The organism is Rhodopseudomonas palustris HaA2, assembly GCF_000013365.1.
In the GTDB taxonomy this organism is placed as follows: Bacteria; Pseudomonadota; Alphaproteobacteria; order Rhizobiales; family Xanthobacteraceae; genus Rhodopseudomonas; species Rhodopseudomonas palustris_J.
Window position 1 is genome coordinate 1,806,249 of the sequence record NC_007778.1, and the last position, 16,822, is coordinate 1,823,070.

13 protein-coding genes are annotated in these 16,822 nt (G+C 64.9%); 10 read left to right on the forward strand and 3 right to left on the reverse strand.

Features of this window, described 5'->3' with window-relative positions; translation table 11 throughout:
• Positions 1-19 precede the first annotated feature (19 nt).
• The gene (gene rfaE1, locus RPB_RS08080) at positions 20-1,492 is read left to right on the forward strand and encodes a D-glycero-beta-D-manno-heptose-7-phosphate kinase (protein WP_011440501.1); all 1,473 of its coding nucleotides are present in this window, start codon (positions 20-22) and stop codon (positions 1,490-1,492) included.
• A 31-nt stretch (positions 1,493-1,523) separates the two neighbouring features.
• The gene (locus RPB_RS08085; RefSeq protein WP_011440502.1) at positions 1,524-3,479 is read left to right on the forward strand and encodes a nucleoside-diphosphate sugar epimerase/dehydratase; all 1,956 of its coding nucleotides are present in this window, start codon (positions 1,524-1,526) and stop codon (positions 3,477-3,479) included.
• On the opposite strand, the gene RPB_RS08090 is transcribed toward RPB_RS08085, so the two are convergent.
• On the reverse strand, positions 3,468-4,487 hold the full coding sequence (locus RPB_RS08090; RefSeq protein ID WP_011440503.1) for an MraY family glycosyltransferase: 1,020 nt from the start codon (positions 4,485-4,487) through the stop codon (positions 3,468-3,470). The two genes, RPB_RS08085 and RPB_RS08090, sit on opposite strands and share 12 nt — an antisense overlap.
• Positions 4,488-4,538: 51 nt before the next feature.
• A complete protein-coding gene (locus RPB_RS08095; protein WP_011440504.1) occupies positions 4,539-5,498 on the reverse strand; it encodes a lysylphosphatidylglycerol synthase transmembrane domain-containing protein in 960 nt (319 codons plus the stop codon).
• 145 nt (positions 5,499-5,643) lie between these two features.
• Here RPB_RS08095 and RPB_RS24525 point away from each other — a divergent pair, with 145 nt between their 5' ends.
• From RPB_RS24525 to murJ, 4 genes are all read left to right on the forward strand, one after another.
• Positions 5,644-5,844, forward strand: a complete 201-nt coding sequence (locus RPB_RS24525; protein ID WP_157038791.1) for a hypothetical protein — start codon at positions 5,644-5,646, stop codon at positions 5,842-5,844.
• Positions 5,845-5,977: 133 nt separating this feature from the next.
• The gene (locus tag RPB_RS08105; protein WP_011440505.1) at positions 5,978-6,976 is read left to right on the forward strand and encodes a Gfo/Idh/MocA family protein; all 999 of its coding nucleotides are present in this window, start codon (positions 5,978-5,980) and stop codon (positions 6,974-6,976) included.
• A gap of 63 nt (positions 6,977-7,039) precedes the next feature.
• Positions 7,040-8,191 carry a DegT/DnrJ/EryC1/StrS family aminotransferase gene (locus RPB_RS08110; protein ID WP_011440506.1) on the forward strand — a complete coding sequence of 384 codons (1,152 nt, stop codon included), beginning with the start codon at positions 7,040-7,042 and terminating at the stop codon, positions 8,189-8,191.
• 175 nt (positions 8,192-8,366) lie between these two features.
• Positions 8,367-9,896, forward strand: a complete 1,530-nt coding sequence (gene murJ / locus RPB_RS08115) for a murein biosynthesis integral membrane protein MurJ (protein ID WP_041798088.1) — start codon at positions 8,367-8,369, stop codon at positions 9,894-9,896.
• A gap of 7 nt (positions 9,897-9,903) precedes the next feature.
• Here the strand turns inward: murJ and RPB_RS08120 are convergent, their stop codons facing one another.
• Positions 9,904-11,712, reverse strand: a complete 1,809-nt coding sequence (locus RPB_RS08120) for a carbamoyltransferase family protein (RefSeq protein ID WP_041798090.1) — start codon at positions 11,710-11,712, stop codon at positions 9,904-9,906.
• Between the two features lie 433 nt (positions 11,713-12,145).
• Here RPB_RS08120 and RPB_RS24000 point away from each other — a divergent pair, with 433 nt between their 5' ends.
• From RPB_RS24000 to RPB_RS08135, 4 genes are all read left to right on the forward strand, one after another.
• Positions 12,146-12,442 (forward strand): hypothetical protein, encoded by a 297-nt coding sequence (locus tag RPB_RS24000; protein ID WP_011440509.1) that lies wholly within the window; start codon positions 12,146-12,148, stop codon positions 12,440-12,442.
• 297 nt (positions 12,443-12,739) lie between these two features.
• On the forward strand, positions 12,740-15,043 hold the full coding sequence (locus RPB_RS08125; RefSeq protein ID WP_011440510.1) for a xanthine dehydrogenase family protein molybdopterin-binding subunit: 2,304 nt from the start codon (positions 12,740-12,742) through the stop codon (positions 15,041-15,043).
• A gap of 261 nt (positions 15,044-15,304) precedes the next feature.
• Positions 15,305-15,754, forward strand: a complete 450-nt coding sequence (locus RPB_RS08130) for a c-type cytochrome (protein WP_011440511.1) — start codon at positions 15,305-15,307, stop codon at positions 15,752-15,754.
• A gap of 141 nt (positions 15,755-15,895) precedes the next feature.
• On the forward strand, positions 15,896-16,813 hold the full coding sequence (locus RPB_RS08135) for a cytochrome c (protein ID WP_011440512.1): 918 nt from the start codon (positions 15,896-15,898) through the stop codon (positions 16,811-16,813).
• The last annotated feature ends 9 nt before the right edge of the window (positions 16,814-16,822 follow it).

The following is a 16,822-nucleotide window of genomic DNA, read 5'->3' on the forward strand; positions in this document are numbered from 1 at the left end:
TCCAACCGCGTCGAGTTCGATGAACAATTTCGACACCCTGCTGCAATCGATCGCCCGGACGACCGTGGTGTGCGTCGGTGACCTGATGCTCGACGAGTTCGTCTATGGCGAGGTGTCACGGATCTCGCCCGAGGCGCCGGCGCCGGTGATCGCGGTTCAGCGCAGCGAGATCAATGTCGGCGGCGCCGGCAACGTCGCGCGCAACATCGCTGCGCTCGGTGCGCGCTGCATCTTCGTCGGCCTGATCGGCGACGACGAGGCGGGCCGAACGCTGAATGCGGAGCTCGCGAGCGAAGCCCGGATCGAGCCGCTGCTGGTGTGCGACCCGGCGCGGCCGACCACGCGCAAGGTGCGCTTCGTCTCCGAGCATTTCTCCACTCACATGCTGCGTGCCGATTGGGAGACTGCGGCGGCCGCGTCGGCCGAGATCGAACAGCGCCTGCTCGACGCTATCCTGTCGCAACTCGAGCGCGCCGACATCGTGTTGCTGTCCGACTACGCCAAGGGCGTGCTGACGGTCCGCGTGATCGCCACCGTGATCGAGGCCGCGCGAAAACTCGGGAAGCGGGTGATCGTCGACCCCAAGAGCGCCAATTTCGCGATCTATCGCGGCGCGACGCTGCTGACGCCCAACCGCAAGGAATTCGTCACCGCGACGCGCTGCGCGGCGGACTCCATGGACGAGATCGCCACGGCGGCGCAGGAAGCGATCGCATTCGCCGATTGCGAGGCGATGCTGGTGACGCAGAGCGAGCACGGTATGACGCTGGTGCCGCGCGCCGGCGAGCCGATCCACGTGCCGGCGATGCCGGCGAAAGTGCGCGACGTCTCCGGCGCCGGCGACACCGTCGCCGCCGTGCTGGCGGTGGCGCTGGCGGCTGGGGCCGATTGGGGCACCGCGATGCGGGCGGCGAGCGCTGCGGCTGCCGTTGCTGTCAGCAAGAACGGCACCGCGGTGGTGACGCCGGCGGAGCTGCGACGCAAGATCCTGCCGCACGCCTCGCTCGCGGCCGAAGACAAGATCATCGGCAGCGACGCCGAACTCGATCTTCGCCTCGCCGAGTGGCGCCGCGACGGGCTGCGGGTCGGCTTCACCAACGGCTGCTTCGACATTCTGCATCCGGGCCACGTCAAGGTGCTGACGGCGGCGCGCGGCGCCTGCGACCGGCTGATCGTCGGCCTCAACAGCGACGCCTCGGTGCGCCGGCTCAAGGGCGAGAGCCGTCCGGTGCAGAACGAGCGCGCCCGTGCCGAAGTGCTGGCGGCGCTCGAGGCGGTCGATCTGGTGGCGATCTTCGAGGAGGACACGCCGCTGAAGCTGATCACCCGAATCGAACCGAGCGTGCTGGTCAAGGGCGGCGACTACACCCGTGAGCAGGTGGTCGGCCACGAGATCGTCGCGGCCAGGGGCGGCGAGGTGCTGCTGATCGACGTGCTGCCGGGTTTCAGCACGACCTCGCTGGTCGAGAAGGCACGCGAGGGGACGTCGTGAACAATCTCAGGTTCCAATCGGGGAATAGTCGATGCTGACTGGGATCCGTTCATTTTCGTATCGCAACTGGATGATCGCAATTCACGACGCCGTTGCGACCGCGGTTGCGGTTCTGCTGAGTTTTTTCCTGCGCTTCGACGGCGAAAATCTGCTGGACCGGCTGCCGTTGCTGCTCTGGATACTGCCTTACTTCGTCGTCTTCAGTTTTTTCGTTTGTTACGCCTTTCAGCTGACCACGACGAAATGGCGATTCATCTCGATTCCCGATCTGCTCAACATCATACGGGCGGCAAGCGTTCTCACGCTTGCGCTGCTCGTGATGGACTACATCTTCCTCGCCCCGAACGTTTACGGTTCCTTCTTCCTGGGCAAGACGACCATCGTCATCTATTGGGTGCTCGAGGTCTTCCTTCTGTCCGGCTCGCGGATCGCGTATCGCTATTTCCGCTACACGCGCACGCGCAACAAGGCCCACCAGTTGGACGCCGCGCCGGCGGTGCTGATCGGCCGTGCTGCCGACGCCGAGGTGCTGTTGCGCGGGATCGAAAGCGGCGCCGTCAAGCGGTTGTGGCCGGTCGGGATCCTTTCGCCCGCCAGATCGGATCGAGGGCAAACCATCCGCGGAATCCCCGTGCTGGGCGGGATCGACGATCTGCCCAACGTGGTCGAGGACTTCGCTCATCGCAAGCGGCCGATCGAGCGCGTGGTGATGACGCCGTCGGCATTCGAGGCCGACGCCAAGCCGGAAGCGGTGCTGATGCGGGCACGCAAGCTGGGGCTCGCCGTCAGCCGTCTTCCATCGCTGGGGGAAAGTCGGGACACCCCCCGCCTCTCGCCGGTGGCGGTGGAGGATCTGCTGCTGCGGCCCAGCGTCGATATCGACTATGGTCGGCTCGAGAATCTGCTCAACGGCAAATCCATCGTCGTCACCGGCGGTGGCGGCTCGATCGGATTGGAGATGTGCGATCGGGTGACCACCTTCGGAGCCGCGCGCCTTCTCGTGATCGAGAACTCGGAGCCGGCCCTGTACGCGGCGATGGAGGCGCTCTCCACCAAGATCACCAAGACCAAGATCGACGGCCATATCGCCGACATTCGCGATCGCGCGCGGATCTTTCAGCTCATCATCGAATTCCAGCCGGATCTGGTCTTTCACGCCGCGGCGCTGAAGCACGTCCCGATCCTCGAACGCGACTGGGGTGAAGGCGTCAAGACCAACATCTTCGGCTCGGTGAATGTCGCGGATGCGGCACGCGCCGCCAACGCCCAAGCGATGGTGATGATCTCGACCGACAAGGCGATCGAGCCGGTGTCGATGCTGGGTCTCACCAAACGATTCGCCGAATTGTACTGCCAGGGAATCGATCGTGAACTCTCCGGCGCCGCGGGCGACGAGCCGGCGATGCGCCTGATCTCCGTGCGCTTCGGAAACGTCCTGGCATCGAACGGCTCGGTGGTACCGAAGTTCAAGGCGCAGATCGAAGCCGGCGGGCCGGTGACGGTGACGCATCCCGACATGGTGCGTTACTTCATGACGATCCGCGAAGCCTGCGATCTGGTGATTACCGCCGCCACCCACGCGCTGAATCCGCAACATGCCGACGCTTCGGTATTCGTTCTGAGCATGGGGCAGCCGGTGAAGATCGTCGATCTCGCGGATCGGATGATCCGGCTGTCCGGCCTGCAACCGGGCTACGACATCGACATCGTCTTCACCGGCGTGAGGCCGGGCGAGCGGATGCACGAGATCCTGTTCGCCGAGCACGAATCCTTCATCGAGATCGGGCTTCCCGGTGTGGTCGCCGCACGACCGAAGGAATTGCCATTGAAGACGCTGCGGCAATGGCTGACCGAACTTGAGAAGGCCACAACCGAAGGGCGCTACGACTGCGTCGTTGCCATTCTCAAGGACGCGGTTCCGGAGTATCAGGCCGGCGACGCCGCCCAGGACCAGAACAGCAGTGCGTCAGGCAAGTTAGCTTTGTGATCGCCGCGGCCGGGCAAAGCGAGTGAGCAGAACCGCCACGAGACCGACTCCGCAGACCAGCGCGACAGCGTCCGCGGCCGGCGACGACAGGACGACAGAGGCGATTGCCAGCGCCGCCAACGCGAGGTTGGTCAGGAAAACCCGAACCACGACGTCGATGACCGAGTAGCCGTTGTCGGTGGCGCGTTGATAGAAATGGGAGCGGTGGGCGCGCCAGAAAGCTTCACGCCGGACCAGCCGCCTCAGCAAAGTGATCGAACTGTCCGCGAGATAATAGAGCGGAAGCAGGAACGCTGCCGCGATGTGTCCGTCGAACGCCAGTTGCAGCAAGCACCAGCCCAGCAACAATCCGATCGGTAGGCTTCCGACATCGCCCAGGAAAACCTTGGCCACGGGCCGATTGAACGGCGCAAAGCCCAGCATCGAGCCGGCGAGCGCAGCTGCGACGAGAATCCCGGTGGAAGGTGAGTCGAGCAGCAGGCCGATCGCCACCAGCGTCAGAGAGACCGGAACGATCTCGGCCACCGTGATCAGATCCAGGCCGTCCATGAAATTGACGAGATTGACGAACCACAGGCCGGCGACCAGAAGCACGATGCGCTCCACGACGACCGGCAGCAACGGGACCAGTTGCAGCTGGTCGGGAAGGGCGAAGACGACGGCGCCGACGGAGAACGCCTGAAGCACCAGCCTTGGAAGCACCGGCAACGGCCTGATGTCGTCGATCGCTCCCACCACAGCGATGACCACAGTGGAGAAGAAGAGCAACAGCGGGAGCTGCGTCGACGGCGTGCCGACAGCAATCGCCGATCCGGCGACCGCGAGGGTCGCGCAAACGACTGCGATACCGGCGCCCTGCGGAGTCGGAGTGCGGTGGGACGAGCGTGCATTCGGACGCGCCAGTGCGTATCGGCGAAGCAGGGGCATCGTCGCCACGATGAGCGCCGCGCAGCACAACGAAGCCGTCGTGAGCACTACGAGCGCGAGCAACCCGGGCGACAGAGTCATGGCGCGGCGCTCGTCGCGCGATCCGGCGATGGCAGCGCTGCGATCATGGCTTCACTCCCGAACCTCGATCGCGACGTCGCCCTTGGCGGCCTTCTCTGCGCTGACCACCCAGATCAGCCCACCGATCGCGCCGACCACGAAGTACACCGCGCCGAAAAGCAGCGAGACGTTGACGCCTTCGTTGGAGCCAAGGCCCGCATAGGAGAAGGCGAGTCCCATACTGGCTTCGCGGAGCCCCCAGCCGGCGATCGAGATCGGGATCATGGTGATCAGCATCACCGGTGGAATCAACTGGAGCAGTTGACCGAAGTCCGCGGGCGCATCGATCGCGCGCGCGACGCACCAGGCGATCACCACGGCGAGCACATGGATCAGCAGCGAGATCGCAGCGACCATCGCCCCTTGGCGTCGCTTGAACAGGATCCGGCTCGCGATCTGCGAGCAGCTGTAGAAATGCCGTGTCGCCCAGACACGCGTCAGCAATTCGAACGGCAGCAGGTGCAGTAGCAGGAACACCAGGCCTGCCGCGAGTGCTGCTGCATCGAGCAGAACCAGTCCGAGCCGGCCTTCGGGATTGGCGATCAGGTTGAGCGACCACGGCAGCGCGAACAGGATCAGCGCCGCGAGTGCGATCAGGCCGATGGCGCGGTCGACGAACACGGAATAGGTCGCGGCGCGCCAGCCGGCGCCGGCCCGGGCGACCAGCCACAGTCGCATCGCGTCGCCGCCGATCGCCGAGGGCAGGGTCTGGTTGAAGAACGACCCGATCATGTTGTAGCGCATCGCCTGCATCTTGCTCAGCGGAGCGCCGCAGTCGGCGCCGACCGCGCGCCAGCGCAGCGCGCCGGCGAATACCTGCAGGACCGCGACCGTGACCGCAATGGCGAGCCATCCGGCGCTTTCGGCGTTGAGCCGCGCGGTCAGATCGGCAAAGTTGGTCTCGCGCAGCGCGAAATACAACAGCGCCACCGAAACCAAGATCTTGGCCGCAGAGAGTAGAAGCCGGCGCATGGGGGCCCGTGGAGTCGGGGGTTGCAAGACTGGCGTACAGCTCGGTGAACGCGGCGTGGAGGTCGCTGCCTTGGTATGGTTTCGGGTGGAATCTTGCAAGTGCAGTGCACTCGGCGCGCCAGCCGCAGGTCGGTCGGACGAACTGATGCCTGTCGTCATCCTGCTTCTGCAGCAGCTCTGCCGCGCCGCGCGACGAGTTTTGTTGCTGATTCAGCCGGACGACGTGCCTGAAACGTTCGTCGGTGTCGGCGACTTGAACCGCGACGTCGGGTTCAAGCAGGAAACCGCGATTGACGACGGAATCAGGGCGTTCGTGGCCTGGTACCGCGCCCATCAAAACGTCTAATGTGTCCCGCGGGGCTCGCAATCTCGTTGTAATTCTCTGAATCAAAACGTGTTTGGGCAATTTCCGGGGCTCATCGCCACATCTGTGGCGGCATGCTAGGAAGCCGCATCCGCAATTTCCGAGGCATCACGCCATGACGTCCCCATCTGATTCGGTCACGAAATCCCCGCTCCGGGTCGGCGTCATTGGCGCCGGCGTCATGGGAACCAATCATGGGCGGGTGCTGGCCGGATTACCGGGGGTGACGCTGGTCGGCATCGTCGATCCGCTGGACGAGCATCGCAACCGGGCGGTCGAGTTGATCGGCTGCAAGACTTTCGCAACGGTGGACGAACTGTTGCTCGCGGGCGTCGACGCGGTGACGATCGCGGCGCCGACGCATCTGCATCACGAGATCGCGCTGACCTGTCTCGGCCGCGGCATTCATTCGCTCGTGGAGAAACCGATCGCCTCGACCGTCGCGGAGGGGCGCGAGATCGTCGCCGCCGCCCGCAAAGCCGGCGTCACGTTGATGGTCGGGCACGTCGAGCGCTTCAACCCGGCGGTCGCGGCGATCAAGCAGGCGATCCGCAATGAGGACATCCTGTCGATCGGCATCACCCGAGTCGGGCCGTTTCCGCCGCGAATGTCCAATGTCGGGGTCGTGATCGATCTCGCCGTGCACGACATCGACCTGATCCGCTGGTTCACCGATTCCGAGATCACCGAGGTTCAGCCGCAGCTCTCCAGCGCGATCGCCGAGCGCGAGGACATCGCGCTGCTGCAGTTTCGGACCGCCTCGGGCGTGCTCGCCCACATCAACACCAACTGGCTGACGCCCTTCAAGGCGCGCACCGTGACGGTCGCGACCCGCGGCAAGTATGTGATGGGCGATCTGCTCACGCGGCAAGTGACCGAGTGCTTCGGCTTCAAGGCCGACGGCAGCTATTCGATGCGGCATCTGCCGGTCGGGCACGACGAGCCGCTGCGCGCCGAATTGATCGCCTTCCTGAACGCCGTCCGTAGCAATGGCGTGCCGGCCGTTACCGGCGAGGAAGGGGTCGCCAGCCTCGAGATCGCCATCCAGTGTCTGGAGCAGCCGCCGAAAGTCGCCGCGGGCGGCCGTAAAGAGCCGCTGCGCGCCGCCGGCTAGGCGCCGCCCACTCATCGCGCGCCGCCAGGCGCATTGTCGTTCCGATTCATCAAGCCGAGTGCCATGAACCAGCATCTTCGTACCGATCCCGTGCCTTTCGTCGACATCGGCGCCCAGCGCCGCCGGATCGGCCAGTCCATCGACGATGCCGTCGGTCGCGTGCTGGCGCACTGCCAGTTCATCGGCGGACCGGAAGTCGCGGAGTTCGAGGCCAAGCTCGCGGCCTATACCGGCGCCAAGCACGTCATCGGCTGCGCCAACGGCACCGATGCGCTGCTGATGGTGTTGATGGCCAAGGGCGTCGGCCCTGGCGATGCGGTGTTCTGCCCGTCCTTCACCTTCTGCGCCACGGTCTCGCCGGCAGCGCGCACGGGCGCGACGCCGATCCTGGTCGACGTCGACGAAGCCACGTTCACCATCGACATCGCCTCGTTGAAGCGTGCCATCGTCACAGCCAAAAAGCTCGGCCTCAGGCCGAAGGCGGTCATCCCCGTCGATCTGTTCGGCCAACCCGCGGACCACGCCGCGATCGCCGCGATCGCCGAGGCCGAGGGCCTGTTCGTGCTCGACGATGCGGCGCAAAGCATGGGCGCCAGGTACAAAGGCAAGCGCCTCGGCACTTTCGGCGCGGCGACGACGACCAGCTTCTTTCCTGCGAAGCCGCTCGGTTGCTATGGCGATGGCGGCGCGATCTTCACGGACGACGACCAGCTCGCCGCCGATCTGCGCAGCATCCGCGTGCACGGCCAGGGCTCCGATAAATACGACAATATCCGCCTCGGCCTGACCGGTCGGCTCGATACCATCCAGGCCGCGGTGCTGCTCGAGAAGCTGAAGATTTTCGAGGACGAGATCGTCGCCCGCAACAAGGTGGCGGAACGCTATGCGCAAAGCCTCGGCAACATCGTGACCGTGCCGCGCGTTGCCGATGGCAATACGTCGATCTGGGCCTGCTACACCATCCGGCTGCCCAGGGGCACGGACCGCGACGCCTTCGCGGCAACGCTGAAGGCGCAAGGCGTGCCGACCGCAGTCTACTACGGCAAATCCGTGCACATGCAGTCCGCTTACGGCATGTTCCCGGTGGCCGAGGGTGGCCTGCCGGTGTGTGAGGCGCTCTCTGCGGACGTCATCAGCCTGCCGGTTCACGCCTATCTGGACGAGGCCACCCAGGATCGCGTCATCGCGGCCGTGCGAAGCGCGGTGGCAAGCTAAAGCACCGTCATTCCGGGGCGCTCGCGAAAGCGAGCGAACCCGGAATCTGAAACCCGCACAATCGCGGGATTCCGGGTTCGCGCCTTCGGCGCGCCCCGGAATGACTGCGGGGAAGCTGGCTCTCGGCACTCATTCCCGGTTTTGCGGTCTCGCCACTTCCTGTAGAAGCGAGCCTATGCTCAGGCGCATTTTCACCGTCGGCGGCTTCACCCTCCTGTCGCGTGTGACCGGCTTTGCCCGCGACATCCTGCTCGCGGCGATTCTCGGCGCAGGCCCGATCGCCGACGCCTTCTTCGTGGCGCTGCGGCTGCCCAATCATTTCCGGGCGATATTCGCCGAGGGCGCCTTCAATGCCGCCTTCGTGCCGGCCTATGCCCACGTCCACGGCGAGAAGGGCGAGACGTCGGCGAAGCTGTTCGCCGACCGCATCTTCACGCTGCTGTTCGCGTCGCAGCTCGTGCTGTTGGCGGTGGCGCTGGTGTTCATGCCGCAACTGATGAGCGTCCTGGCGCCGGGCTTCACCGACGATCCGGCGCAGCGCGCGCTGGCGATCGAGCTGACGCGCATCACCTTCCCCTATCTGCTGCTGATCACGCTGGTGACGCTGTATGGCGGCATTCTCAACGTGATGCAGCGCTTCGCCAGCGCGGCGGCGGCGTCGATCTTCCTGAACATTTCGATGATGGCGACGCTGGCGCTCGCCGCCTTCTTCCCGACCGCCGGCCACGCCGCCGCCTGGGGCGTGCTGATCTCCGGCTTCCTGCAGTACTTCTTGCTCGCCGGCGATCTTTCGCTGCATGGCGGGCTGCCGCGCTTCGCCCGGCCGAAGCTCGACGTCGATGTCCGCGCCTTCTTCCGCGCATTGGGACCGGCGACGGTCGGTTCGATGGGCACGCAGCTCGCGCTGTTCGCCGACACCATCATCGCCACCTTCCTGCCGGTCGGCGCGCTGTCGGCGCTGTACTACGCCGATCGCCTCAACCAGTTGCCAATCGGGGTGATCGGCATCGCCATCGGCACGGTGCTGCTCCCGGAGATGTCGCGGCAGCTCACGGCCGGCGACGATGCCGGCGCCAAGGCCTCGCAGCGGCGCGCCTTCGAGTTCACGCTGCTGTTCTCGGTGCCGTTCGTCGCCGCGTTTCTCACGGTGCCGGACGCGATCATGCGAGCGATGTTCGCGCGCGGCGCCTTCACCCGGGCGGACGCGATCGCGGCCGGGGCGACGTTGGCGGCCTATGCGATCGCGCTGATTCCGTTCGTGCTGATCCGCAGCGCGGTGGCGCCGTTCTACGCCCGCAAGGACACCGCGACGCCGGTGAAGGCGGCGCTCACCGGCGTCGCCGCCAATGTGGTGCTGAAGGTGCTGCTGATGGGGCCGCTGGCGCAGGTCGGGCTCGCGCTCGCCACCGCCGCCGGCGCCTGGATCAACCTGCTGCTGGTGATCTTCTTCTCGGTGCGCGCCGGCTATCTCGAATTCGACCGCGCGCTCTCTTCGGCGATCGTCAAGTTTCTCGCGACCGGCCTGCTGCTCGGCGCGGCACTGTGGGCGACCGCATGGTTCGCCGCGCCGTATCTCGCGCAATTGCCGTCGCTGCGCGACGAGGCCGCGCTGCTGCTGCTGATCGGCGTCGGCGCCGTGGTTTACGGCGCCGCGATTCTCGTGTTGTTCGGGCCGCGCTGGATCAAGGCGCTGCTGCGGGGTTGATCAAACCTCAACCCACCCGCGTCGTCGAGCGCACCAGATTGGCGACGTCGGAATAGACTTCAAGCATCGGGTTGATGAAACGGTGCGCCTTGTTCTTCGACACGATGGTGTCGTGCATCACCAGATGGTCGATGCCGGTGGTGAGAAAGCAGGCCATCGCGTCGCGCGGCGTCTCGACGATCGGCTCGCCCTTGATGTTGAACGAGGTGTTGACCAGCACCGGCACGCCGGTCAGGGCCTCGAATTCCTTCAGGATATAGTAGAGGTCCGGGGCGGTCTCTTCGTCCACCGTCTGCACCCGCGCGGTGCCGTCGACATGGACCACCGCGGGGATCTTGTCGCGCCAGGCCGCGGCCACCGGCTTCGCCAACAGCATGAACGGCGAGTCGCCTTTGCCCTCGAAGATTTCGTCGGCGCGCTCTTTCAGCACGATCGGTGCAAACGGCCGGAACGGCTGGCGATGTTTCACGCGGCTGTTGAGGATGTCCTTCATCTCGGCCCGACGCGGGTCGGCGAGCAGGCTGCGATGGCCGAGCGCGCGGGGGCCGAATTCCGAGGAGCCCTGAAACCAGCCGATCACCTTCTGATCGGCGAGCAGTTTGGCTGTTTCCTTGTAGACGCTGTTGCTGCGGATCACGTTGACCTGCGGCTTGACGAAGAACCGCTTGGTCGCCTCCTCGACTTCGCCGTCGCTATAGGTCCGGCCGATGAAAGCGTGCTTCATCTCGAAGCTGCGAGGCTTCTGTTGCACCGCGAGGTGACCGTAGTAAGCGCAGCCGATCGCGATGCCGTCGTCGCCGGCGGCGGGCTGGATCCAGACGTTCTCGAAGCCCGCCTCGCGTGCGATCCGGCCGTTGGCGACGCAGTTCAGCGCAACGCCGCCGGCGATGCAGAGATTCTTCGCCCCGGTGGTCTCGCGCAACCAGCGCGCCCGCTCCAGCAGCACGCGCTCGGTGTCGTCCTGCACCCGCCAGGCGAGGTCTTCCCAATGCTTCATCGACGGATGGCTCTCCCACTTGCCGGGCGAGTCCATGATGTAGGGCTGGTTGAGCTCGGGGGTCCAATGCGGCACCGTGAGCACATTGTTCTCGATCTGCAGCATCGGCGGAATTGCGCCGGGGCGGCCGTAAGGCGCCAACCCCATCAGTTCGCCGCATTTGTTCCAGTCGCCGAACACATAGGTCGAAGCGCGGCTGTAATACGCGCCGAGGCCGGGCATGTTGTAGAATTCGTCGCTGAGGAAGCCGCGCTCGGGCTCCATCCAGACCTTCTTCAGGCACTCCAGCTTGCTGCCGCTGAATTTGTAGTAGCTCTCGGATTCGCGGGCGAGCGGCGAGGCGCTGTCGCCGGGAAATTCCTCGTCGACATCGGAGCGATAGCTGCCGACGCCGTCCACGATCATGACCACGCCCTCTTCGAACGGGCACACCGCGAACGCGCTGTAGGCGTGCGCGAGATGATGCGAGATCGTCATCACCTTGTTCGAATTGCTGCGGAACAGCGTATGCTGGCCGGCGTCGCCGCGCTCGTATTCCGGCAGGAACGCCGGCATGTCCTGATACATCAGCCGGTCTTCCATTTCCTGGACCGGCAGGATGTAGCAATTGCGCACCACCAGATCGACGTCGGCCATGGTGATGCCTTCGGCCGTCAGAACATAGTCGATCACCTCCTTGTAAAAGCCGCTGGCGTGCTTCTCGCGGGTGATGCGCTCCTTCAGGATTCCGAAGGCGATCTCGCCATCGCGCAGCAGCACGGCGCTGACATCGTGATCGTAGGTGTTGAGGCCGAGGATGTAGGTGTGCTGATTTGCCATTGACCGTTTTTCTGGAGGTCGGGCCCGCCGCGGACATCGCGACGTGCATCTCATGTTGAAGTCGATCCGGACAGGGTCGCGGTTCAGGGGCGGCGCAACCGGTCGTCAATATAGCGTTTGGCTTGTCCTTGAACACGTCTTAGACTGCGCTGACCGAAAAGGACTCGGCATGGAATCCTGACATCGAATTGCCGCAGTGCACCAATGAACTTGTTGCGGTTGAAACCGTTTCGCATCCGCGGTCAAGTCCTTGTTCGATGAAGCGGAACTGTTGAACGCGGCTTGACCGAAACAGTTGCTTGCTCCTAAGCTTGCATTCCTGAGGCCGCAAATATCGGTTTATCCACGCGCATTTGAACCCGCACGCCCGACCCACGCACCAATGCGGGTGAAGTCGTGTTCAAATAGCTCAACGACCGGGAGAAAAACGTAGATGGCTCAAGAAATTTCGAAAGCCCGGAAGGGCATGCTGGCGCGGGTTCTCGCGGCGGTGGCGTTGACCAGCATCTATTGCTTCAGTCTGGTTGGTACCTCGGCTGTGTTCCTCACGGCCAGCACCACCAACGCCGATGCGCAGCGCGGACGTGGTCGTGGCGGTGGTCGCGGGCGTGGCCGTGGCGTCGCACGCGGCCGTGGTCGTGGCGGTGGGTTCTACCGTGGCCGTGGGCGCGGATATTATGGCCGCGGCTGTGCGTTCAACCCGATCTACGGCCGGGTGATCTGCTACTAACGCTGCGATCAGGTCCAAACCGGACGGCAGGACGACTGGAGAAAGTCGGGCTCGGTCGGTCTGCGCTTGGAGAATAACCAAGATCAACGAAGGTGCATCGGACAACCGGTGCACCTTTTTCGTATCGGAATTTCTGTTGTCTCGAGTCGATGCGGAATGGGATTATGGCCGCACCCCATTCTGCTCGTGTGGTGCGGTGTACGCTTTTGGCTTGGTTAGTGCCGCCACTGAGCAATGGCGTTTGCACCGATCCGCGATCCGCTGCAAGATGCACCACCGCATCCAATGAGGTGATCGATGGCTCCTACCAAATTCGGCGTCGGCCAAAGCGTGATGCGCAAGGAGGATGATCCCCTGATCCGCGGCAAGGGCCGCTATACCGACGACTACGCGCCGCAATCCTCGGCGCACGCGCTGGTGCTGCGATCACCGCATGCGCATGCGAAATTCAGGCTCGACGCGACGGCGGCGCGCGGCCTGCACGGCGTGCTCGCGATCCTCACCGCCGAAGACGTCAGCGATCTCGGCGGGCTGCCGTGCCTGTTCAACCTACCCGACAATCCGTTCAAGGGGCCGGACTACGCGATCCTCGCCGGCGGCGAGGTGCGTCATGTCGGCGACGCAGTGGCCTTCGTGGTCGCGGATACGGTGGCGCATGCGCGCGACGCGCTGGAGGCGATCGCGGTCGAATGGACGCCGCTGCCGGCGGCGATCGGCGCGGCCAATGCGATCAAGCCCGGCGCGCCGCAGGTGTGGCCGGACCACGCCGGCAATCTGCTGTTCGACACCGCGATCGGCGACAAGGCCGCAACAGAGGCCGCGTTCGCGAAGGCTCATGCCGTCGCCGAGATCGCCATCGTCAATCCGCGGATCATCACCAACTACATGGAGACCCGCGCCGCGGTCTGCGAATATGACGCCAAGCGCGATCATTTCACGCTGACGATCGGCAGCCAGGGCAGCCACCGGCTGCGTGATATCCTGTGCCAGAACGTGCTGAAAATTCCGGTCGAGAAGATGCGGGTGATCTGCCCCGATGTCGGCGGCGGCTTCGGCACCAAGCTGTTTCCGTATCGCGAATACGCGCTGCTGGCGGTCGCGGCTAAGAAGCTCGGCAAGACCATCCGCTGGGCGGCCGACCGCTCCGATCATTTCGTCGGCGACTCGCAGGGCCGCGACAACATCACCACGGCGCGGATGGCGCTCGCGGCGGATGGCAAGTTTCTCGGCATGGACGTCGACCTGATCGGCGATCTCGGCGCCTATCTGTCGACCTTCGGGCCTTACATCCCGTATGGCGGCGCCGGAATGTTGCCGGGGCTCTACGACATTCAGGCGTTTTACTGCCGCATCCGGACGGTGTTCACCCACACTGTTCCAGTCGATGCCTATCGCGGCGCCGGTCGGCCCGAAGCGGCCTATGTCATCGAACGTCTGGTCGATGCCTGCGCGCGCAAGCTCGGGATGTCGCCGGATGCGATCCGGCGCAAGAATTTCATCGCGCCGCGCGCGATGCCCTACAAGACTGCGACCGGCAAGGTCTACGACTCCGGTGATTTCGCCGCGCATCTGAAACGCGCGATGGACATCGGCGAGTGGAAGGAATTTCCGAAGCGCGCCAAGGCAGCGACGAAACTCGGGCTGGTGCGCGGCATCGGCCTGGCCTCCTATGTCGAAGTCTGCGGCACGATGGGCGAGGAGACCGCCAAGGTCGTGCTCGATCCCGACGGCGACATCACCGTTCTGATCGGCACCCAGTCGAGCGGGCAGGGCCATCAGACCGCCTATGCGCAGATCGTCGCCGAACAGTTCGGCGTGCCGCCGGAGCGCGTCCGCGTGGTTCAGGGCGACACCGACAGGATTGCGACCGGGCTCGGCACCGGCGGCTCGGCATCGATCCCCTCGGGCGGCGTCAGCGTTCAACGCGCGACGCACCAAATCGGCGAGCAGATTCGCGAGTTGGCCGCGGACGCGCTGGAAGCCGGCGCTGCGGATCTCGAAATCAGCGACGGCATCGTCCGCATCGCCGGCACCGACCGCTCGATCTCGTTCGCCGATCTCGCCAAGCGCCCCGGCCTCGATCCGGCCAAGCTGAATGCCAGCGCGACGTTCTCCAGCGCCGACGGCACGTTCCCAAACGGCACGCATTTGGTCGAAGTCGAGATCGATCCGGCGACCGGCAAAATCCGGATCGTCAACTACGTCATCGTCGACGATTTCGGCGTGACGCTGAACCCGCTGCTGCTCGCCGGCCAGGTTCATGGCGGCACCATCCAGGGCATCGGGCAGGCGCTGATGGAGCGGGCGGTGTACGATCAGGACGGCCAGCTCGTCACCGGCACCTTCATGGATTACGCGATGCCGCGCGCGGAGGATGCCGCGCCGATCATCTTCGAGACTCACAACGTGCCGTGCACCACCAACCCGATGGGTGTGAAGGGGGCCGGCGAGGCCGGCGCGATCGGCTCGTGCCCGGCCGTGGTCAATGCGATCATCGATGCCCTGTGGCGCGAGTACAAGATCGACCACATCGACATGCCGGCCACGCCGGAGCGGGTTTGGATGGCAATCCGCGAGCACCATCGGCAGCACAGTCTCTAGAGCCGCAGTTGGATCGGACCAGTCGAGCCGGTATTCACTTCGATCGACGACGCGTGCTTGTTGACGATTGCGTGATCGGAGAAGCGCCATGGTACGATCGTGCGGGATTCCGTGGGTCTGCGGTGAGAGATCGCACCCGACGTGCTGTCATCTCTCGCGTGATATGGAATAATTCTATCCAGTCGGTGTTTGCAGGAATCGGGTCCGGCCGTCGGCCGGATCGGCCTCGTTTTTCGACTAGAGCCCGTGGGGAGATGGTGCATGTTGCGAGCAGTGGTTGTGGCCGGAGCGTTGTTGCTGAGCGTGAATGCCGTGGTGGCACAGCAGGACCTCGTCGACAGAACGCAGAAGCTGATGAAGGACAACGGCCGGAACGTCATGGCGCTCAGCGCGATGGTGAAGGGCGACAAGCCCTACGATCAGGCCACGGTGGATGCGGCGCTGAAGCAGTTCGATGAAACCGCGAAGGAGATGCCGAAGCTGTTCCCGGAGAGCGTGAAGGGCCTCAAGGCGTTCGACAGCCAGTACAGTTCGTCGCCGAAGATCTGGCAGGAGCGCGCCAAGTTCGATGCCGAAATCGCGACCTTCGCCAAGGCGGTGAGCGACGCGAAGAGCAGCGTCAAGGACGCCTCGACCTTGAAGGCCTCGTTCCCGGCGATCGGCAAATCCTGCGGAAGCTGCCACGAATCCTTCCGCCTCAAGGACGGCTAGTCGTCGCATCGGGCGGCGCAGCGCCTGCCCGCCTGACCCTGCGAACCGGCCGTTGCAGCGACGGCCGGTTCGATACTCTTTTGATCCGCCAGCCTGCACGAGTCCGGCTTCACCGGTTCGCCTTCGCATAAAGGAGCCGCAGTGGTTCGACGATTTGGTCCAGCCGTCGTTGTGATCGCGATCATCGTTGCCGCGGCATTGTGGTTCCTGACCGCACCGGAAACGATCGCCGCCAGCGCATTGCCATCGCGGACACCGGATCTCGCGAACGGCAAGACCGTGTTCGATGCCGCAGGCTGCGCCTCCTGCCATGCCACGCCGAATCAGGACGATCGCACCCGACTCGGCGGCGGACTGGCGATGCCGTCGCCGTTCGGCACCTTCCACGTCCCGAATATTTCGCCCGATGCGAAGGACGGGATCGGGCAATGGCGCGAGGCGGATTTCGTCACCGCGGTGATGAAGGGCACGTCACCCGACGGGGCGCATCTGTATCCGGCTTTCCCATACCCGTCTTACGCGATAGCGCGGCTCGACGACGTCCGTGACCTGTTCGGCTATATCAAGACCCTGCCGGCGGTGTCCGGGCAGGCGCAGCCGCACGACCTGCCGTTTCCGTTCAGCCTGCGCCGTGCCGTCGGGCTGTGGAAGCTGCTGTTCTTCGACGATACGCCATTCACGCCGGACCCTTCGCAGACCGCGCAATGGAATCGCGGTGCCTATCTCGTCAACGGGTTCGGCCATTGCGCCGAATGCCACAGCCCGCGCAATTTCCTCGGCGGCCTCGTGACGTCGCAGCGCTTCGCCGGCGGGCCCGATCCGGAAGGCAAGGGCTGGGTGCCGAACATCACCCGGAAGGGCCTGGACTGGAGCGAGAGCGACATCGCCTACTTCCTCGAAAGCGGCATGACGCCCGAGGGCGACAGCGCCGGCGGCTCGATGGCGCGGGTGATCCGCAACACCTCGCAAATGAGCTCCGAAGATCGCCGTGCGATGGCCGTCTATGTGAAGTCGCTGCCGCCGGTCGACGGGCCGTCACGGCCGCCGCGGACGAAGTGAGGCGTCGAC